At 42.6% G+C, this 21315-nt stretch carries 17 protein-coding genes; 13 read left to right on the top strand and 4 right to left on the bottom strand.

Annotated features, from left to right (window positions below):
• The first annotated feature begins 668 nt into the window (after positions 1 to 668).
• From H7J92_RS02350 to H7J92_RS02340, 3 genes are read left to right on the top strand one after another with little or no spacing between them, the layout of a single operon-like run.
• Positions 669 to 2144, top strand: coding sequence for an aldehyde dehydrogenase family protein (locus H7J92_RS02350; protein ID WP_078817436.1), 1476 nt, complete (start codon positions 669 to 671; stop codon positions 2142 to 2144).
• 24 nt (positions 2145 to 2168) lie between these two features.
• Complete coding sequence (locus H7J92_RS02345) at positions 2169 to 3311, top strand: saccharopine dehydrogenase family protein (protein ID WP_009766312.1); 1143 nt, start codon at positions 2169 to 2171, stop codon at positions 3309 to 3311.
• 25 nt (positions 3312 to 3336) lie between these two features.
• Positions 3337 to 4530, top strand: coding sequence for an acyl-CoA dehydrogenase family protein (locus tag H7J92_RS02340; RefSeq protein ID WP_040758566.1), 1194 nt, complete (start codon positions 3337 to 3339; stop codon positions 4528 to 4530).
• Positions 4531 to 4777: 247 nt separating this feature from the next.
• On the opposite strand, the gene H7J92_RS02335 is transcribed toward H7J92_RS02340, so the two are convergent.
• Positions 4778 to 5659, bottom strand: a complete 882-nt coding sequence (locus tag H7J92_RS02335) for an SDR family oxidoreductase (RefSeq protein WP_221835200.1) — start codon at positions 5657 to 5659, stop codon at positions 4778 to 4780.
• Between the two features lie 156 nt (positions 5660 to 5815).
• Here H7J92_RS02335 and H7J92_RS02330 point away from each other — a divergent pair, with 156 nt between their 5' ends.
• Entirely contained in the window at positions 5816 to 7000 is a 1185-nt protein-coding gene (locus H7J92_RS02330; protein ID WP_221835199.1) for an aminotransferase class I/II-fold pyridoxal phosphate-dependent enzyme, read from the top strand.
• A 275-nt stretch (positions 7001 to 7275) separates the two neighbouring features.
• Here H7J92_RS02330 and H7J92_RS02325 read toward each other — a convergent pair whose 3' ends face one another.
• From H7J92_RS02325 to H7J92_RS02315, 3 genes are all read right to left on the bottom strand, one after another.
• The gene (locus H7J92_RS02325; RefSeq protein WP_078817433.1) at positions 7276 to 8001 is read right to left on the bottom strand and encodes a dihydropteridine reductase; all 726 of its coding nucleotides are present in this window, start codon (positions 7999 to 8001) and stop codon (positions 7276 to 7278) included.
• A 1052-nt stretch (positions 8002 to 9053) separates the two neighbouring features.
• The gene (locus tag H7J92_RS02320; RefSeq protein WP_078817431.1) at positions 9054 to 9533 is read right to left on the bottom strand and encodes a hypothetical protein; all 480 of its coding nucleotides are present in this window, start codon (positions 9531 to 9533) and stop codon (positions 9054 to 9056) included.
• Positions 9534 to 9728, bottom strand: a complete 195-nt coding sequence (locus H7J92_RS02315) for a helix-turn-helix transcriptional regulator (RefSeq protein ID WP_078817430.1) — start codon at positions 9726 to 9728, stop codon at positions 9534 to 9536. It lies immediately after the preceding gene.
• 384 nt (positions 9729 to 10112) lie between these two features.
• On the opposite strand from H7J92_RS02315, the gene H7J92_RS02310 reads away from it, so the two are divergent.
• From H7J92_RS02310 to H7J92_RS02270, 9 genes are all read left to right on the top strand, one after another.
• Complete coding sequence (locus H7J92_RS02310) at positions 10113 to 10607, top strand: RNA polymerase sigma factor (protein ID WP_221835198.1); 495 nt, start codon at positions 10113 to 10115, stop codon at positions 10605 to 10607.
• Positions 10604 to 11149, top strand: coding sequence for a zf-HC2 domain-containing protein (locus H7J92_RS02305; protein ID WP_221835196.1), 546 nt, complete (start codon positions 10604 to 10606; stop codon positions 11147 to 11149). Before H7J92_RS02310 ends, H7J92_RS02305 begins: the two co-directional genes overlap by 4 nt.
• Positions 11150 to 11151: 2 nt before the next feature.
• Positions 11152 to 11838 carry a YfjL-like protein gene (locus H7J92_RS02300; protein WP_221835195.1) on the top strand — a complete coding sequence of 229 codons (687 nt, stop codon included), beginning with the start codon at positions 11152 to 11154 and terminating at the stop codon, positions 11836 to 11838.
• A gap of 902 nt (positions 11839 to 12740) precedes the next feature.
• Entirely contained in the window at positions 12741 to 13271 is a 531-nt protein-coding gene (locus H7J92_RS02295) for a sigma-70 family RNA polymerase sigma factor (RefSeq protein WP_078817426.1), read from the top strand.
• Positions 13264 to 13899 carry a hypothetical protein gene (locus H7J92_RS02290; RefSeq protein WP_078817425.1) on the top strand — a complete coding sequence of 212 codons (636 nt, stop codon included), beginning with the start codon at positions 13264 to 13266 and terminating at the stop codon, positions 13897 to 13899. Before H7J92_RS02295 ends, H7J92_RS02290 begins: the two co-directional genes overlap by 8 nt.
• 271 nt (positions 13900 to 14170) lie before the next feature.
• Positions 14171 to 14740 carry a TetR/AcrR family transcriptional regulator gene (locus H7J92_RS02285; protein WP_078817424.1) on the top strand — a complete coding sequence of 190 codons (570 nt, stop codon included), beginning with the start codon at positions 14171 to 14173 and terminating at the stop codon, positions 14738 to 14740.
• Positions 14741 to 14816: 76 nt separating this feature from the next.
• Positions 14817 to 17027: a YhgE/Pip domain-containing protein gene (locus H7J92_RS02280; RefSeq protein WP_246602418.1), complete on the top strand. Its 2211-nt coding sequence runs from the start codon at positions 14817 to 14819 to the stop codon at positions 17025 to 17027.
• 460 nt (positions 17028 to 17487) lie between these two features.
• Positions 17488 to 17781: a hypothetical protein gene (locus H7J92_RS02275; RefSeq protein ID WP_221835193.1), complete on the top strand. Its 294-nt coding sequence runs from the start codon at positions 17488 to 17490 to the stop codon at positions 17779 to 17781.
• A 478-nt stretch (positions 17782 to 18259) separates the two neighbouring features.
• Positions 18260 to 21262 carry a DPP IV N-terminal domain-containing protein gene (locus H7J92_RS02270; RefSeq protein ID WP_221835191.1) on the top strand — a complete coding sequence of 1001 codons (3003 nt, stop codon included), beginning with the start codon at positions 18260 to 18262 and terminating at the stop codon, positions 21260 to 21262.
• The last annotated feature ends 53 nt before the right edge of the window (positions 21263 to 21315 follow it).

The following is a 21315-nucleotide window of genomic DNA, read 5'->3' as shown; positions in this document are numbered from 1 at the left end:
TAGCTTGCGTAGGGAATGAGCTCCTTTGCTTCCACTCGCTAAACGAAGTCGCCTTACAAGCGGTAGGCGGAGCGATGAGACAGACAGGCGATCTTCCTGACTGGCTCATGGCATCGGCCGACCCCGCAGTTGCGGCTACGCTGGTGTGGTCAACGTAATCGATGTGGTGTTTAAAGTAGAAATATCTAGTATGCATTTTCTGTCAAAGCTAGCTTGCGTAGGGAATGAGCTCCTTTGCTTCCACTCGCTAAACGAAGGCGCCTTACAAGCGGTAGGCGGAGCAATGAGACAGACAGGTGATCTTCCTGACTGGCTCATTGCGGGAGCCATCCGCCAGCGCCGAAGTGAGTTCAGTGACGTCACTCTATTTCTTGATTCGATGCCCAAGCTACTATCTTATATAGTAATCCAAACTAGCTTTTGCAAAGAAAGATAGCCTATTGGCCGCGCTCACTAAACGAAGCCGCCAGCGCCGAAGTGAGTTCAATGACTACACCCAAGCTATCCCAAGCAAGGATTCGGAACAGAAAACAACATGCCACCCCAGATTATTAAGAGGACAAAAGCTCGGAATACCCTACACATTAAAGGAATAGGATAGTATATTGTCGAACAATTCATATAAGGACAATAACGAAAATCACGCAAATTAGAAAGGAGCAAGACGAATGAAACTGACAAACTATGTGGACGGTGTGTGGCAAAAGGAAGCCGCTAACTACACCGCTGTACTGAACCCAGCAAACGGAGAAGAACTCGCACAAGTCCCGTTATCCTCAGCGCGAGACGTGGAAAAAGCCGTAGCGGCTGCTAAGGAAGCACAAAAGAAATGGGCGCTCGTCCCGGCACCGAAACGTGCAGACTACCTCTATGAAATCGGTCGAATCATGAAAGAGAAAAAAGAACATCTCGCACAAGTGCTGACAAAAGAAATGGGCAAAGTGATCGAGGAAGCGCGTGGCGAAGTCCAAGAAGGAATCGACATGGCCTATTATATGGCAGGCGAGGGACGCAGACTCTTCGGGGAAACAGTCCCGTCCGAACTGCAGGATAAATTCGCCATGAGCGTCCGCGCACCGATCGGTGTAGTCGGATTAATCACGCCTTGGAATTTCCCGATCGCCATCGCCACATGGAAGTCCTTTCCGGCAATCGTCGCCGGCAATGCATTCATTTGGAAGCCTGCAACCGAGACGCCTTTGATGGCATATGAGATGGCATTGATTTTTCAAGAAGTCGGTTTGCCGCATGGTGTAGCGAATATCGTTTTCGGATCCGGAGCTGATGTCGGAACGGCGATGATCGAACATCCTGATGTGCGGGTTATTTCCTTCACGGGTTCAACGGAAACCGGTCGTCATGTCGCGGAACTCGGCGGTCGCCATCTGAAGAAGGTTTCATTGGAAATGGGCGGCAAGAATGCGGTCATTGTCATGGATGATGCGGATCTGGATCTGGCTGTCGAAGGGATTTTATGGAGTGCATTCGGAACAGCAGGCCAGCGCTGTACTGCATGCAGCCGTGTCATCGTACATGAAGACGTCAAAGAAGAACTGCAGCAACGCCTCGCTGAAAGCATGCAGGGGTTGACAATGGGAGATGGACTGGATGAATCGGTGAAGGTCGGCCCAGTCATCAATGTGAAAGCGCTGGAGAAAATCGAGAGTTACATCGAAATCGGCAAGCAGGAAGGTGCAAAATTAGTGGCGGGCGGAAAAGTTTTAAATGAAGGCGAATATGCCAAAGGACATTATTTCGAACCGACGTTATTTTCAGATGTTGCGTGGGATAGCCTTTTGGCACAAGAAGAGATTTTCGGTCCGGTCGTTTCTCTTATCGCAGTCAGTAGCTTGGATGAAGCAATTGAAGTGAATAATAGCGTTGCGTACGGATTATCAAGCTCAATTTTCTCTCAGGACGTCAATAAAGTGTTTCAAGCACAACGAGATCTAGATACGGGAATTGTTTACATTAACGCAGGAACGACAGGCGCGGAGATTCATTTGCCGTTCGGCGGGACGAAAGGGACAGGAAACGGCCATCGTGATTCAGGCGTAGCGGCGCTTGACGTCTTTACGGAGTGGAAGAGTATTTACATCGACTACAGCGGCAAGCTGCAGCGTGCTCAAATCGACACGGAATGAACTACAGAGAGAAGGGATGAGCAGATGAAAGTTGTCGTATTAGGTGCAGGATTGATGGGTAAAGAAGTCGTACGAGATTTAGTAAAGCAGGACGAAGTGAAGAAAGTCTATTTGGCGGACCGGGCAATTCGGCAGGCAGAGGACTTTGCGGAGCAACTGATGTCCGACAAACTCGATATTTTATTACTTGATGCACGTAATGATGTTCAGCTGAGCGATGTCATCGGGCTCGGAGACATTGTGGTCAATGCATTATTTTACACATTCAATGAAAAAGTGGCCCGCTGTGCAGTGGAACGTGACGTGCATGTCGTCGATCTTGGCGGACATATCGGCGGTGCGACGGAGAAGGTGCTGGCCCTTCATGAGCAAGCGGCCGCTAAAGGCGTGACGCTCATTCCAGATCTTGGCGTGGCGCCGGGAATGATTAATATATTAACAGGATACGGCGCTTCGAAACTTGATGAAACGGAAACGATTAAACTTTATGTAGGCGGTGTGCCTGTGAATCCGAAACCGCCGCTGGATTACAATGTCGTATTTTCATTGGAAGGGTTATTCGACCATTATACCGATCCGTCCCGTGTCATCCGGCAAGGCAGTATTAAGGAATTACCTTCTTTATCAGAAGTGGAAGCACTGGAATTCGATCGCTATGGCATGATGGAAGCGTTCCATACGTCTGGCGGTACATCCACTTTACTAGAGTCATTTCCTGCCGTGCAGACGCTCGAATACAAGACAATCCGCTATCCGGGACATGCGGAAAAGGCCAGGTTGCTCGTGGATCTTGGATTACTATCAAGAGAATCCACGATCCAAGTGGACGGCAGACCGCTGCGTGTGCGTGATGTCATGATGGCGCATCTGACCCCGCAATTGCGTCTTGGAGATAAGTCGGACGCCGTACTGTTGCGTGTGCACGTGAGCGGAACGAAGGATGGCCAACCAAAAACAATTACGTTCAATATGATCACAGAAAAAGATTCATCAACAAATGAAACCGCAATGGCTCGTGCGACTGCCAACACAATTTCCGTAGTGGCGCAGATGATCGGAAACGGCATCATCACGAAAAGGGGTGCCCTTCCGCCAGAGCAGATTGTGCCGGGAGCATTATACATTGAAGAAATGAAAAAGCGCGGAGTAGTCATCGAGGAAAACTAGATTCATTGTAAAGGAGGACATGAAGATGGACTTTACATTTACAGATGAACAGAAAATGCTAAGGCAGACAGCGAGGCAGTTCGTGGATGCTGAAATTATGCCGAATATCGCAAAATGGGATGCACAGGGTGGGTTTGATCCGACGATTTGGAAACGTCTTGCCGACCTAGGATTTATGGGTGTTTGTGTTCCCGAAAAATATGGCGGCAGCGGGATGGACTATAATTCCTTGGCGATTTTATGTGAGGAACTGGAACGCGGTGATACGGCTTTTCGTACAGCTGTTTCCGTGCATATCGGTTTAAATTCTATGACACTTATGCAATGGGGAACGGAAGAACAGAAACAAAAATATTTAGTTCCACAGGCGGAAGGTGAGAAAATCGGCGCGTTCGGATTAACGGAACCAGGTGCTGGATCAGATGTGGCGGCGATTCAGACAACTGCGGTTCGTGATGGAGACGACTATGTATTGAATGGACAGAAAACGTGGATTTCGCTCTGTGATTCGGCAGACCATTTCCTCGTTTTTGCCTATACTGATAAGTCTAAAAAACACCATGGCATCAGCGCTTTCATTGTCGAGCGGACAATGCCGGGATTTTCATCGAAAGCAATTAAAGGGAAATACGGAATCCGTGCAGGAAATACGGGCGAACTATTTTTTGAAGATGTTCGAATTCCTGCAATGAATTTGGTAGGTGAAGAAGGAGAAGGTTTCAAGATTGCGATGGCCGCTCTTGATAATGGCCGATTCACTGTAGCAGCAGGGGCTGTCGGCTTATTGAGTGCTTGTCTCGAAGCAAGCATCAAGTACTCGAAGACCCGCGTAACATTCGGCAAGAAAATCGGTGATCATCAACTCGTCCAGCAGATGCTTGCGAAGATGGAGGCCGGCTACCAAATGAGCCGTCTTCTCGTCTATCGTGCAGGCGAATTGAAGAACAAAGGAATCCGAAACACGCGCGAAACATCCCTCGCAAAATGGCAAGCATGTGATTTTGCCAATCAAGCCGCAGATGACGCAGTCCAAATCCACGGTGCGTATGGCTATTCGGATGAATATCCGGTCGCTCGCTATTTGCGGAATTCGAAAGCGCCGGTTATTTATGAAGGCACTCGGGAAATTCATACAATCATGCAGGCGGAATATGTCCTTGGCGAACGCAGCGATAAAAAATTAAATCGCATGTTGCCAAAGTGGCCATTTGAGGGATAATAGCAAAAAGGCTGCCCGGAAAGTCATGGGGAAAAGACTTTCCGGGCAGTCCCTGTTCATGCTATTACTATATTTGTGCAGTCCGCGCTCATAAAACCACTAGATGCGCTCATATTCTACTTCAGTGCGATCATACTAGCATGGATCTCGATCATACAGATACTCCGCTCGCTCATAACAGCCTCAAATGAGCTCATAAAGTACTATTTCATTTCCAGATACCTTGAATGAACTGCACCAAAAGCCATTAAGAACCAACAAAATCTCCACCATCAACATGAATCGTCTGGCCGGTCATATAGCTGGAATCCTGCGATGCCAAAAATACATAGGCGGGCGCATTTTCAGCGGGCTGACCGCGTCGTTTCATAGGCGTGTCCGCTCCGTGTTCCGCCACTTTCTTCGCATCGAACGTCGCCGGGATGAGCGGCGTCCAAATCGGCCCGGGTGCCACGGCGTTGACTCGAATACCTTGCTCTGACAAGCTGAGTGCCAATGAACGCGTAAAGCTTGTAATGGCACCTTTTGTTGCGGAGTAATCGATCAAACCAGGCGATCCATTATAAGCTGTGATTGAAGATGTATTGATGATGCAATCGCCTTTCTCCATATGCCCGACCGCGATTTTTGATAGATAAAACAGACCGAAGAAATTCGTTTCGAATGTCTCTTTCAGCTGATCACTCGAAATGTCTTCAATGGAGTTTTGAGGAAACTGTTTTCCTGCATTGTTGACCAAGACATTCAATTTGCCGAAGTCCTTGATAACTTGCTGAATCAGCTGCTGGCAATTCTCTTCTTTGCTTATGTCAATCTGATATTTCTTCGCCTTACCTCCATAGTGCTCAATCAATTCGACGGTTTTATCCGCATCCTCATCTTCCTGATCGGCTAAGTAGGCAATTGCCACGTCCGCACCTTCTTTTGCGAATGCAACTGCCACGGCACGTCCGATCCCGCTATCCCCGCCAGTGACCAGGGCCGTTTTTCCTTTCAATTTATCGGCACCTTTGAAGTTCGGATCATCATAAATCGGAGCAGGGTGCATCTCTTCTTCTACACCAGGCTGCTCGGATTGGGTCTGTCCAGGTACTTGTTCGTCTATTTTTTCGTATTTATCTTTCGCCATATTGCATCCTCCTCAATAGAATTTCACTACCAGTAGTATTCCCGAATTGTAATCGGACAAACATGCCGTACTGGCAATAAAATTTTTCCAAGCAACAACTCTGCATGGTACAATGAGGAAATCAACTATTCTATAACAGCTAAGGAGTGCGTCTTTATGAATTTTAAAACTTCCAAAAAAATGTCGATTTTCCCGCCTACGATTTTCGGTGAACTGAAGGCAGCGGCGGCAGCGAAGAAAGCGACGGGAGAGAATGTCATCGATCTGAGCCTAGGCAGTCCTGACCTTCCACCGGACGAGCGCGTACGCCGAGCGCTGTCCGAGCAGAGCGCCTTGGTATCGTCGTACGGCTATACACTTGGAGGAACAAAGAGATTCCATGAAGCTGTCGCAAATTACTATAAACGAAGAACGGGAGTCCTTATCGATCCTGAAACAGAAATACTGCAGACAATGGGCTCACAGGAAGGTCTCGTTCATCTGCCGCTTGCATTTTGTGATGAAGGGGACTATGTCTTGACAACGAACCCTGCGTACGTTGCCTATGACGCAGGCATCAAATTAGCGGGGGCCGTGCCCTATTACATGCCGTTACTAGCAGAAAACGACTTCTTGCCTGATTTGAATGAAATCCCGGAAGAAGTCGCGAAAAAAGCAAAACTCCTCATCCTGAACTTACCAGGTAATCCGGTACCCGCAATGCCGAGTGAAGAGTTCTTCAAAGAAGTCGTAGCGTTCGCGAAGAAACATGAAATTATCGTCTTGCATGATGCAGCGTATTCGGAATACTATTTCACGGGTGAACGGCCTGCAAGCTTCCTGACTACACCAGGCGCAAAAGAAGTAGGAATGGAAATCAACTCTCTATCGAAAAGCTTCAGTCTGGCAGGTGCACGGATTGCATATTTCATCGGGAATGCAGAGATGATTAAAGTCCTACGAGAACTGAAGTCGAATCTCGACTATGGTACGTTTGGACCGATCCAAGAAGCCGCGGCCGTCGCACTCGACCACGGCGAAGAAATCACCGATCGTTTGCGCGCGGAATTCTCCAAACGCCATCACACCTTAATGGAAGGCCTTGCGAAACTCGGCTGGGAAACTACTCCATCTGCCGGCGGTATGTTCGTCTGGGCGAAATACCCGTTTGAAATGGATGATAAGCAATTCGTTTTCGAAGCCATCAAACAAGCAGGAGTCGTCATGGTGCCAGGAAGTATTTTTGGCACGGCGGGGGAAGGCTATGTACGAATTGCGCTAGTGCAGAAAGTGGAATTGATTGAGCAGGCAATTGAACAGCTCGCGAAAATGGTGACTGTTGAAAGCGTAAAAGTAGATTAAATACCACGTTACAAACGGAGAACTAGCCTTAGTTATCTCTAGGCATAACTATGAGGATTTATTTATAGAAGACATTATTCATAAACGAAAAACGCCAATCCGACTAGGAAAGGCGTTTTCAAACTTTAATTTATTCACCAGCAGATACGTGTCCTGAAATCCAGTGTCAACCGATAATGCTTCTGCCTAAGAGAAGCAGCAACCTTTCCTAAAATCCTTTATCAAAAGTGTTGCCCGTTAATGGTACATCTATTTAGTACTTACCGAGAATATGTTTATCTCGCTTTAATTGGCAAATCAAATGATAAAAAATCGGGCAGTTGTTGTTCACGCTTGTCGAGCATAATCTGTTCCGGCTTGATGCCTTGTTCACGCAGTACTTCGATGTTCTGCAAGAGGAATTCATCGCTGCCGACTACATAGAAGAGTCCATCCTTGTCGGCGGCAAGATTTTTCACTTCTTCATAGTAGTCTTTACGATTATCGACGAACTGTGATGTGAACTTCTTGTCAGGTGCAGATTCAAAAATAGTAGTGAATAAGAAATCTTTTGATGAATCGATGTTCAAGGAATGCATTAGATTGACGTGTTGAGCACTATTGAAATACTCAAGTACAAGCGGTCTGAAAGTTGCCAGTCCAACACCTGATGACAGCAGGTAAACATTTTTGTCTTCTCTTTTAAGCGGTACATTCGAATGTGTTTTAAATATTGCAACCTCATCACCGACTCCAAGATTTCTTAAAGTCATTTTAAACTCAGAGCACTTTTCTCTGATGCGTGTGGTGATACCGATTGAATTTTCGTTCGGTAAAGTAGAGATTGACATGTGTCGAATCAGGCTGCGGTTTGGTTTATCTCCGGCATTAAAACCTTCCAATGCGAAGTGGGTGTGGGAACCTTCTTCCCATGTAAAGCCTTCCGGGCAGTCGAGCAAGTACGTTTTAACCTCAGGCGTTTCTTCAATGATCCGGTTTATTTTAGTCCAGTATATTTGCATTAGATAGTCTCCTTATTCAATTATATATGTTGTTAACATCCAATATACCATAAGTGATAATGATTCTCAATTAAACGGATTGTTATTTCAGTTAATCAGTTGCAGGTAACTATTATGTTTGTTCAAACTTCATGATAGTTTAAACAACCATAAAAGTATTAATATTCGTGTTTGTTTGATGTGCAGGCACGGCGCGAAATATTCGCCTGGTTCAAGAAGCGCCGGTCATTGCACTCGATTACGGAGAAGAATGCATCAATTATCTATGCGCTGTGCTTTCCAAAAAAATCCTACTTTAATGGAGGCCTCGTGAAATTTGGCTAAGAAACTACGCCGACTGCTGGCGGCATGTTTTTCTGGGTAAATTATCCATTGGCGATAAGCGACAAACAATTCTTTTTGAAGCAAAAAAACAAGCAGGCGTTGTCATGGTTTCAGGAAGTATTTTTTGTACGGCGGGGGAAGGAAGAATGGAAGGGTACTCTGTAATATTAAAGATAAGTAATGGTATATGGTGACTTATCTCATCATGGCTTGTTTATAATGTTACACACATTATAAAAATGCGTATTACTAAAAGTAAATTTTAGTAATACGCATTTTTATTTTGGCTAACATTTCCGTATAGTTTTATTAAAAGGTTAAACATTTTACACTTACGAAGAAAAGCATTAGATTAGAACCAACGTTCTATATTGTAGGGGTTAATAATTGTATTGGTATGAGTATTGTCCGAAACATGTTGAAAGTAAATATCCGCTATTAGTATTTAAAGATGACCAGCCCTTTCTGCCTTTGACAGATTATGACCAAGATTGTTTAGGGCGAGTTGATAAGAGTTTTGCAACATCTTATTTAAAGTGCATATTAGAAAGAGGAATTGGTGAATAGGTTAATTGCAGTTGAAAAATCCGTTATAGAAAACCAAGAGCGATGGGTAACTAATCAATTTGATCAGTTCAAGTAGATGAGTAATGAGTTGAAAAATAGCCTCGTTAAATTATTTAACAAGGCTATTTTAACTATCTTGTTCTACAATCGCGCCCGATTGCTTAATCCTCTAATTCATTATTTTTCTTAGCAGAACGCTTTAAAGAAACCAAATCGAAAAGGAAATATAAAAGAGTGAAAACTATTGGAAGAGCAATCATGTCTATTCTTTCATAGTAGTTAGTTGGAATCCCTTTAACGATTACGAAAATAATGAAAAATAGAACACCGACTAACAAAGCACGCTTGCCAGCAACACGACGTTCCTCCTTATAGCCTCGCTTGTTCGATACTTCTGTATGTTCTATTCCTGAAAATATATAACGAAAATACGTATATCCTACCATAAGCATTGGAAACATCATAAGAATAAAAGTTACTTCTGTTGAGTCCAAATTCCACTTTAACCAGTAATTGTTTAAAGCAGATCCCAACATCAATAGCCCACCCATTAGGAATGCTGCTTCGGCCATAAAATATAAAACCCTTAATCGTTTGTATTCATCTTCTGGTAAAAATACATTTAAAAATGAAAGTATCACTTAATCACCTTCCCAAAATAAATCATCTAATGTTTTATTTAATGCTTTGGAAATTGCGATACACAAGTTCAAACTGGGATTGTACTCTCCTTTTTCAATCAATCCAATTGTTTGCCTTGTTGCATTTACTTGTTTCGCAAGTTGCGCCTGGGTTAAACCTGTTTCTACTCTTGCCAATTTCATTTTACTTACCATATGCTCACCTACATAATGAAATATATATCTAACATTCTGTTAAGTTTACCTTACATTAATTTTTGCTGAAATGCAAGATAAATATTGCGTGAAATTAAAAAAGCCGACTTCTTATAAAAGAAATCGTCCCCTACCTTTGTGAATAACCACCCTACAATAATTTAACCCAGATCACAAAATGGCCCAATTGTTGAAAGGGCGCAAATCCTTCTTCAAGAATTGCGCCTGATTGTTTGTGATGGGTTTTCTGTGTCCCCAAACCTTTAAAACGCCAGTTAAGAGAAGTCTATGGAATGATAGATAAAAGATAAATTTAAAAAAATTTGTAACGAAATAGTTGGTTGAGGTATTAATACTATGAACAACAAGAAAGTGAGGGCAGTTATGAATAAGCTAGAGGAAGAATATGAAGAGATCCATCCGAAAATCTATGCGTTTTTTTATTCCAAAACAGGAAATCGGATGACTGCTGAAGATCTTTGCCACGATACCTTTTATGAATCATGTAAAAATATTGTCTCTTATAATGGACATTCCACCTTGTCGACTTGGGTGTTCTCGATTGCGATTAATTTATTAAAAAAGTATTACCGAAAAAACAAGTATCAGCAAAGCTTAATGCAAAAACTTGCAACTCTTCCAGAGATTGAAGTTCATTCACTGGAAGAGTTGGCAGAAATTAATGAAGACACAAAAATACTCTTACATCATATCTCGAAACTGGATGACGCCTCAAGGGAAATCATATTGCTGCGCATTTACGGAGAACTGAGTTTTGCAGAAATTAGCGTCTTGGTCGGCAAATCAGAGAACTATACACGTGTGACTTTTCATCGGTTGAAATTAAAGATCCAAAAATTAATGGAGGTGACTTTATGAACAAAGAATGTACAATTGTGCAAGACCTTTTGCCGTTACACGAAGAAGAATTATTGCAAGCGGAGACAAAACAATTTATCGAGGAGCATTTGAAAAGTTGCCAAGAATGCCGCCATATCGCAGAGCAATCACAAATTCCCCTGCCTGCGGAAGTAAATCCCGGCGGTGCTTCTAAAAAAATGATTCGGAATATAACCGTGAAATTGACGACAATACAGATTTTCTTTGTAGCAATTGCCTTTATATTGGCGATGAGCACGGCCATTATGAATAATAGTGGCTTTATCCTAACCTATACCACTTTGGGTGCGGTATCGTTTCTGTTTTACCGATCGGTCCTCATTACGGTCCTGCTTGCGGGGGTACCGAATTTCATATGGAATTGCTTGTTATATATGACGGATTGGTTCGGCGAATTTTATGCTGAAAGTTTTTCGGAAGCTCTTCAAATAGCACTGACCAGCTTAATTGTCCACCTGCTATTTACTTTTATCGGAATCATTATCGGCTTTAGCATTCTTAAAACAAGAGAGGAAATTTAATTATGAAAAAGAAAATAATATACAGTGTAATTGCAATTACATTAATTGCGGTCATAGTGTTCGCTTACATGCAATTCAGCGGAAATACAATTGACAAACACAAGGCAAAGGAGAGTCTGGAAAAGTTTTTAGAACAAACTTATCCGGACTTGGACTACGAAATCAAGCGGTCCGTAGGGTATGGATGGACTGATGGTACTTATCGTTTTAAAGTAGTGGAAAAGGAAACAGCAGGAGTTGAAACCACTTATACGTTCTATGTCTCTGCTTTCGAACCGTATGAAGTTTTTAGTGATACGATCCATGAATCCAACATAGACAAAGAGGCATCCGAAAAGCTAAGCGCAGAGGCAGAGAAGTATCTTCTAACGCTCCTCCGGAAAAAAGTTCCGCAAATCGATTCGGTAGACACGGATGTAGAAGTATACGACAAAGCTGTTATGGAATGGACGCCGAAGTTGAAAACACCCAAGCCGATTCTTATCATGTTGGAAATTGAAAAAGGCGATTTGACGAAAGAACAAATGCTACAACAGAGCAAGAAAATACAGAAGCAATTGAATAGTAAATCCATCGATTATTCTTTAGCTGAGGTAGGGTATATTAGCGTCATCAATGGTGAAAAAACTTATAATTGTTACGTTAGTTTTACACCAGAACAGGAATTAACCATAAAAGATGTAAATTAAACGGTAAGGAATAAAAACATTTAGTCAATAAAAGTTTGAAAACACTATAAGCATGTCCAGTGATCTGATAGAGTTGATCCCATTATCGGCTTTTACAATTTGTCTTAAGAAGAGTAAACGCACAAAGTGAATTTTAACACTATCTTTTGGTTTGTAGTGCTTTTTTTCGGCCATAACTTACCCGACGGATTCCCCAGCTAATTATCAAAAGCTGGGAACTTTATTTAAATATAGTAGGGGGGAATAAACCGGCATCAATAGTTTATACATATCAATTATAAACCGAGGGGCTGTCCAGTCTCTCAAATAAAGCGGACAGAGCTGCATAAGAAGTGAATTTGTAATGTGCTATATTGGAATTGCTTCAACTAAAAGATGAGATCTTTCCGAAATCGAGGAACGATTGCAGAAAATTTTAGGATGAAAATAATCAAACTTTTTCAAGGAGATCTTTACTTCTTCATTCGATTCCTCGACATAACCCTTCAGTTTTAGAAACCCAAAACTGCTTGACCTTTAACGAAATTGTGAGACCATATTTCATTTGAATCAGGAACATTTCGCATCAATAATCTGGCTCGTTTGTTGAAGAGCTATCAATATCATAGTACCATATTTACCCGTTTATTAGGCATCAAAAAAGTGCTACGTGCTAAATGTTTCTACTACACGTTATGGTCCGATACGACATAAAAGAGATCGTCAATGACGATCTCCTGTTGTTCGATTAATCTAGCTTATATAATGTTATATATTATATGAAGGATGCTGATGTATCAAGAGAAACATGTTAACTCTTGACTTTTAATAAAACCGTTTACTGCTCTTCTTTTTTAATTGTAAACAAAGATGGGTCAAACCAATCCCGACAATCGTCTAATGAATGAAGGGGGACAAAATACATGATTAATGATGACGGAGAACTCGACAAAAGAGCGTTGCTGGACTCATTCATCCGTGATTACGGCGATGATCTGAAACGCATAGCCTACCTGTACTTGAACGACTTGGCGGAAAGTGAAGACGTTGTCCAAGAAGTTTTGATCAAAAGCTATCATCAGCTCGATCAATTCCGTCATGACTGTACTTATAAAACATGGCTCATCCGAATGACCATCAACCAATGCAAAGACTTCACCAAACGCTGGAGCTTCCGTAATATCTTCTACCGGCAAGAACTGGATGAAGTCCATGATCAAAACCTAACGGAAAACCTATACATAGAACAGGAATCGTCCTATGAAATGAGTCAGCAACTTGCGAAACTGCCAGCTAAATACAAAGAAGTCCTCATTCTATTTTATTACGAAGAATTGACGATGAAGGAAATTAGTGAAGTACTGCAGATCAACCACAACACCGTAAAATCACGATTGCTAAGAGGAAAAAAAGCCTTGAAAGACAAACTCGAAAGGAGTGATTGGATTGGATGAATTCGACCGTAAAATCTCAAGAGAAATGAAGCAAAGAGTACAAGGGATTTCATTGACGGATCAAGGAAAAGAACAAGTGCAAAGGGAGATTAGGCGTCCGTCCGACAAAACCAGAAAAAGAAGCTACTTCACCTGGACCGTAGCCGTTGCAGCCGCCGCATTGTTTTTGTTTCTGACAATACCGTTGTTGCAGCAATCAATATCAGAACAAGACTCTGGATCACCACTGCCAGACGATTTCTATGATGGGATGGAAAAATTGGAACTCAATGTGCTAGAGGAAAAGAAACTAGATGACGGCACTACTGAATATATGATCGAGGTAAACAATGGTACGAAGCGAAATATCCGACAGGCTGTCGTATCCATCAGCTTCGATATAAAATTAGAAAACGGTATAGCAGGAAATCCGTTTAAGCAATCTTGGGGAATCCCGCAAGACATAGAAGCAGGACAAAAAATTACGATACCGATGATCACGGACGCCGGCATATTTAAAGAAGTTCATGTCAATACCAGCTCCGCCACCCTCGATTTGGTGGGTTACTTGGATGAATTAAAACCAGAAAATATCTTTAGTGCGCACCAATCAAACAGTTCTATTAATGGTGAAGGAAACGTTGAATAAAAGTGATCAAGACTAATGTATTGCGAATGACAGCTTTTTGGAATAATCTCAACGGACAAGTTGCTGCCCTGACACCGGTTCTCATTTTTGCTCTACGCCAGGCTGTTGGAATAGTAAGTCTAGTTTTTAAATCCACTATCTAATCAAAAGGTATTTAACAATGTTACGAAAAATATTCTCAAACCCCTTGCATCTTCCCACAATTCAGTGTAATATAATGACCTAGTGACCATAAACGTTTTACGGTCAATGAGCGAGGCGAGGTGAAGAAGTGGATCGCAGACAGGAAATCTTACTTGCAGCAGAAAAATCATTCTCACTATTCGGCTACAAAGCCACCACCATGGACCAAGTCGCAAAAATTGCCAATGTCGGAAAAGGAACCATCTATACATTCTTCTCGAACAAAGAAGAACTGTTCCAAGCCATCGTCAGGCAAATGGTTGAAGAAATGCGGCGAGTGTCCGAAGAAAGTACAATAGCAGGCGCTTCATTTGAAGTAAATGCCCATGCGCGGCTCATGCAACTGCTAAAATTCAGAGAAACTCATCAGCTGTACGTTAAGCTGATTGAAGAAGAAAAAGAATTGCGGACACCGATGGTCAGCGAAGTACTGGCATCTATAGAGGAAGAAATCATCGAATTCGTCCGACAGAAAATTGAGCGAGGAATTTCAAAAGGAGAGCTCAAGCCGTGTAACAGCGAACTGGTCGCTTACTTGTTATTCAAATCCTATCTGGCACTCGTCGTGGATTGGTCGAAAACCCATGATCGACAGCTGTCAGAAGAAGAAATCGCACAGTTATTAAGCGATACGATTTTTTCAAGTCTCTTAGTTTGAGACTTTTATTTTTACAACGCAATGACCGTTTGAACTTTATAGTCAATTGGTCCACAGTGAAATTGGAGGAAAACTAATGAAGAAAAGTATGACATTTGCTGAATGGAAGCAATTATTGCGCACACGCAAAATGATTGTGCCGATGATTGCAATCTTATTTATTCCTGTATTGTATGCTGGGATGTTCCTATGGGCATTTTGGGATCCGTATGACCACATGGACCAATTGCCGGTTGCGGTCGTCAATTTGGACGAGGGCGCTGAAATGGATGGAGAACAGCTCGAAATAGGGAAGGAACTAACGGATAAGTTAGTGGACAGTAAGGAGTTCAACTTTCAAAGCGTGACAAAAGAACGTGCGGAGAAAGGGTTAAAAGGACAGGATTATTACATTACGATTGAAATCCCTGAAAACTTCTCTGAACACGCAACCACTTTATTAGAAGAAGAACCGCAGAAATTAAATCTACTTTATAAACCGAATGAAGGCTTCAACTTCTTATCTGCCCAAATCGGTGAAACAGCGATGGACCGCATCAAAGCGGAAGTAAATGAGCAAGTAGCTTCGACGTACGCAGAAAAGCTTTTCGATTCCATCAATGAAATGGGCGAAGGTTTTGGCGAAGCAGCAGACGGCGCAGGAGAATTACATGACGGTGCAAAGAAATTGGCAGACGGTACAGACGACCTCAAAGGCTATCTTGAGCAACTCGCGTCAAGCAGTATTGCACTGTCCGATGGTTCGACTAAATTAGCGCAAGGTGCAAATACAGCCGCAAAAGGTGCGAATGATCTTTCAAAAGGTCTGGGCACATTATCAGCGGGGGCGAGTGATCTGCAAACCGGCGCAAACGAAGCGGCAGCAGGCGCTTCGAGCTTAAAAGCGGGTATTGGAGAATATACGGCGGGCGTTGATAAATTGGCTGCCAGCTATTCGCAAATCGGAGCAAAAGAGAAGGAATTTGCAGGCAGTATTGGTACTCTAGCCGATAAATCAGGCAGCCTGAAAAATGCTTCCGATCAGTTAGCGGCAGGTTCTCAAAGTGTTCACGCTGGAATCAATCAGTTATCGGACCAACTAGGACCAATTTTAGCTCAACTGCCGGATGAACAAAAAGCAGCTTTGCAGGCAGCACTAGGTGAGTTAAAGCAAGGAAGTGCTCAAGTTGCGGGTGGAATAGGCGAGTTATCAGCAGGAGCAGCTGGCCTTCAGCAAGGTGCTTCACAATTAAACGGTGCAGCTGGTCAATTACAAGGTGCACATGCGGAAGCACTTGCTGGATTGAAAAAGCTTCAAGGCAATTCTGCGAAGTTAGTGGAAGGTTCAAATGCTCTGGCTAACGGCAACAGTCAATTGGCAGCAGGATCTAAGCAGTTGGTTGGCGGCGTGCAAAGCGCAGCAGCAGGTTCTAAAGAATTAGCCAATGGTTTGAATGAATTGACAACAGGTGCAGGAACGATGCAGCAAGGAACAGGCACGCTCGTCTCCAAATCCAAAGACTTGGCAGAAGGTTCCGGAAAACTCGCTTCAGGTGCTACGGAACTAAACGAAGGAACAGCAACATTACAAGAAAAACTAGCTGAAGCCAATGAAACAGCGGGTGAAGTGAATCCGACAGACAAGACATACAATATGGCGGCTTCACCTGTTGATGTGGAACAGCAAAGCATTAACAAAGTACCAAATTACGGAACAGGTTTCGCACCATACTTCCTTTCATTAGGATTGTTTGTAGGTGCATTGCTTGTGTCGATCGTCTTCCCATTAGTGGAACCAGCGACTCCGCCGACAGGTGCATTAGGTTGGTTTACGAGTAAAGTGTCCGTCTTGGCGATAGTCGGATTGATTCAAGCGTTACTCGCAGTCACTGTCGTTAAATATTGGCTCGGTATGGAAGCGGTCAATACGCCGATGTTCATATTGACTGCAATCATCACAAGTTACACATTCATAGCTCTCGTCCAAGTACTCGTTTCCATCATGTCGGATGCAGGACGTTTCGTAGCGATCTTAATCTTGATTTTGCAATTGACAACGAGCGCTGGAACATTCCCATTAGAATTAATTCCGGAGCCACTAAAAATCTTCAACACATTATTGCCGATGACATATTCTGTCCAGGCATTTAAAGCGACGATCTCCACTGGAGACATGGCGCATTTATGGGCAAACAACGGCGTTCTGATCGGCTTCATGGTCGTGTGCCTAGCATTGACATTTGGCTATTTCGCACTCGTCTTCAAGAAGCGTTATTCAGGAAAAGCAGCAACAACAGTAGAAGCGTAAGAGAGTTTGCATTGTCCTAAAGGGATTGTCCAGGAAGTCATGAAACATGACTTCCTGGGCAGTCCTTTTTTATTTTGCTTCAAATTAAGTTAAGGATGTCCTATTGGAATTACTGTGAAAGGTTCGTTCCTTTATAAGAACTTGAGTAGTTGGATGAATATGATAGTATTGGTGTAATATATTGGTAGATTCGGCAATCGGGCCAGCTTGTTTAACGGCATTTTTAGTATCCCGGATTATACAGGAGGTGGAAAATAGTATTAACTAGTCGAACTATCGGGATATTGATTTCGAGAAATTTAATCTTATAGAGGTGTTCAGAAAACAAAAGAGGTGGCTGGGAGGTAAGCGGGATTTACATGATGTGGAAAGCAAAGAGCCTGAGGTTCCGGTTGATGATGTATGCTAATAATAAATTTAATACTTGATGAAACTTATTAAACATTGAAAGAGGTTAAAGATGATTATTAAAATAATAATGAAATTTATACTTAAGATTATTGGTTTTTTGTTAGTAATTTTGGGACAAGGTTTAATATTACTCACAACAATTTCAGGCTGTTTAATGAATCTTATTACTGGATTTTTATTTCTTATGGCAATCATACTTAGTTTTTCAGATTTGACGGTGGGTCAAAAAATCTTTTTCTGGGTTATAGCTATAATTTCCGGTGCCATTTCAACTAACATTTATACAATACCTGAACGACTGGTAAGTACAGGCACACATTTAATTAATTTTGATTTTAATTAAATGGTCTAAAAGCTAAAAATTACTGGTCAATAAAAATATCTAAAGCGCTTTATAGTTATTTTGGTGACGACAATTTTTTAAACTGAGAATATCTATACATTACAAAATTTAGACATGACTCTGACAATTTAATAATGTACAAAGAGAGCAGTCTTCTGATCGAAAAATCGGTCGGAAGGCTTCTTTTTTGTAAAAAGAGTTTGGCTACCAAGTCTTTACGCAATTCGGAAGCACTTCTGATTTATTTCGAGACCTAGTGCCTACCCTTAAAGTAGTATAACGCTTAAAGATGGCAAGTGAGGGGGGCTCTTAATCCTATGTCACTCGAGTTTTTTATTAAACCAATATGTGGTAAGTAGTGCCTAGATTAAAAAATAGGGAACAATACTTTTTGAAAATTTGTTAAAGTGTACACAATTCGAAAAAGGAGGTTGCTTTAAGTATAGGAAAACCAATAATTAGGAGGGGGTTCTTTTTTATGAGGAAGTGGACAAGATACTTTATTTTATCTGTATTAATTACTGTATTAACATTCAGTCAAATTCACATGGGAGTTGCGGCAGAGGAGACAAATAACTCCAAGAATAAAACAATTAGAGTCAAGGAAGGGACGAATATGAGTGTTGCAGTCTCCCCTGACGGCAAAAGTCTAGTGATCGAATTGCAGGGTGGGTTATGGTCGCTTTCCGGGAAAGGCGGGGAAGCGAAGAGAATATCAGATAACTTTGACGACCCATCTGTACCTGACTGGTCACCGGATGGAAGTAAAATCGCTTATCAATCATATAGAAGCGGCAACTATCACATTTGGACAATGAATCCGGATGGTTCAGAAAAAGAGCAGCTGACGACAGGCATTTATGACCATCGGGAACCAAGCTACTCTCCGGACGGTTCGCGTGTAGCCTTTTCAGCAGACCGTGACGGTAGCTACGATATTTGGGTATTGGATTTAAAAACAGAGGAACTTACTCAATGGACCGATAGCCCGGAGGAAGAATTCTATCCTACGTGGTCACCGGATGGAAAAGAAATTGCCTTTGTTGTCGGCGGAGATAGTAACGGGAAGCGCATTGATGTGGTGAATGAAAATAACGAACGCCGCACGATTACAACAGTGGAAGATGGGAAAGTTTTATCTCCATCTTGGTCGCCAAATGGAAAAGATATAGCTTATGTATTGCAAGTAGACAGTAGAAGTGAACTGATCATTGACGGTGAAAATGTAACTGGAGGGGAGGATGTATTCCCGTTCCCGGTGAAATGGACCTCGGGCGACGAGATGATCTATACAGCGGACGGAAAAATTAAACAGCGCAATTTAAATGAACAAGAAAGCCGATCCATCCCTTTTGAAGCAGAGATTCCAATTGATCAGCCGGAATACAATCATAAAAAGTACGACTTTGATTCTAAGAAGCCGATGCCTGTTACGGGGATTGTTGACCCGGAGTTATCTCCAGATGGAAAGACGATCGCCTTTGTAGCATTAAATGATCTCTGGTTACTCGAAGTTGGCAAGAACAAGCCTAAGCAATTAACTAATGATTCATACTTCGAAGCAAATCCAGCTTGGTCACCAGACGGTACGAAGCTAGCCTATTCTTCTGATAAAGCCGGATCGGAGGATATATACATTTTGGACGTGAAGACCGGTAACGAACAAAGGCTAACATCGGAAGCCGGGGCAGAAGTGGCTGCATCATGGTCACCGGATGGAAAGAAAATCGCGTTCCAAGATCAAGAGGGTGCAACCTATATTATCACTATCGAAACTGGCGAGATTGAACAAATTCTTAAACCTATGTGGGAGCCGGGGCATCCAACGTGGGGACCGGAAGGAAAAACGATTGCGATTGCAGCTTTAAAGCAATTTTCTAATAGATTCAGAGAAGGGCTGAGTCAAATTTTGACGGTAGACCTGGAAACAGGGGAACAGACATATGTAGATCCTGCAAAATCTAAATCGTTGAGTAACCGTTCGAATTCAGGTCCCGTTTGGTCACCGGACGGAAAGCATATGGCCTTTATTATTGAAAGCACGCTTTGGGTCATGCCGGTAGATCAAAAGGGTAATCCAATGGGACAAGCCCGAAAAATAACCGAAGAAGTAGCTGAGTCACCTAGCTGGAGCGGAGATTCGAAAACGTTGTTATACGTGTCGAATGGCGAATTACGGACCATTCAAATGAATGGTGACGCTCCAAAGAAAGTACCGTTCAAAATGACTTGGAAAGCTGACCAGCCGAATGGCATTACAGTGATCCATGCAGGCAAGTTATGGGACGGTGAAAGCAAAGAACTCAAGCACAATATGGACATCATTGTACAAGGAAACCGCATCAAAGAAATTAAACCTCATGAAAAACCTCACCACGGCAACAACTTCATCGATGCAAGTGATCAAACAGTCATTCCAGGGTTATGGGATGCCCATGTCCATCAGGCACTTGAATCGGCCTTTCTAGGATCAAGACAAGGAAGACAATTATTATCCTTTGGTATTACGAGCACCGTCTCAATGGGAGAACCGGCCTATTTAGCACTTGAAGACAGGGAAGCAAGCGCTTCAGGAGCACGTGTCGCTCCACGGTTCTTTGCATCAGGAGAACCAATTGATGGTTCACGTGTTTACTATAATTTTATGAGACCGACTACCAGTGAAGATCAATTAATCAATCTGGAGCTTAAGAGGGCGGAAGAATTGAATTATGATATCCTAAAAACGTATGTGAGAATGCCGTTTAATTATCAAACGATCGCGATTAATTACGGACATGAACTGGGAATTCCTACTTTCTCACATTATTTCTATCCATCCATTGGCTTCGGTCAGGACGGAACATCTCATGTTTCAGCAACGCAACGTTTAGGTTTTTCCCGTTCACAAAGCTTCACGAAACTTTCATATGAAGATGTCACCAAACTGGCTGCGGAATCGGGAATGGCTGTTACTTCAACTCTTTTCTCATCAAAAACGTTACTTGAATTCGATCCAGCTTTACTTTCAGATCCTAGAGTTAAAACATTGTATACACCATATCAATACGAAGCAATCACCAAACATTACAGTAATGCTACAACGACTGACCAGACCGTAACTAGAACCGGATTAGAGAGAGAGGTATCCTTGCTGAAAGACATCATGGATGCTGGAGGAACGATACTGGGCGGAACGGATATGCCGCTAGATAATGTTGCGGTGAGTCTTCATTTAAACATTCGCGCCATGGTTCGTTATGGCATGACTCCTTATGAGGCATTGCGGACAGTAACATACCTCCCTGCGAAGAGGTTCGGAGCGGAAGATGACCTCGGAACGATTGAATCAGGGAAATTAGCAGATTTAGTTTTCGTAGATGGAGACCCTCTTCAAAATATTGATGATGCTGCTAATGTTCAAATGGTCATGAAAAACGGGAAAGTGTATTTGATGGATAACCTTTTGGAGCCGTATAAGAATACAGATGAAACGAATTAATATGTTTTAATTATGATGGACGGCAATTATCCGATTTCAGCGGATAATTGCCG

Source organism: Sporosarcina aquimarina (assembly GCF_019748715.1).
Taxonomy (GTDB): Bacteria; Bacillota; Bacilli; order Bacillales_A; family Planococcaceae; genus Sporosarcina; species Sporosarcina newyorkensis.
Note: the sequence above shows the minus strand (reverse complement) of the source record. Positions and strands in the feature narration are given on the sequence as shown.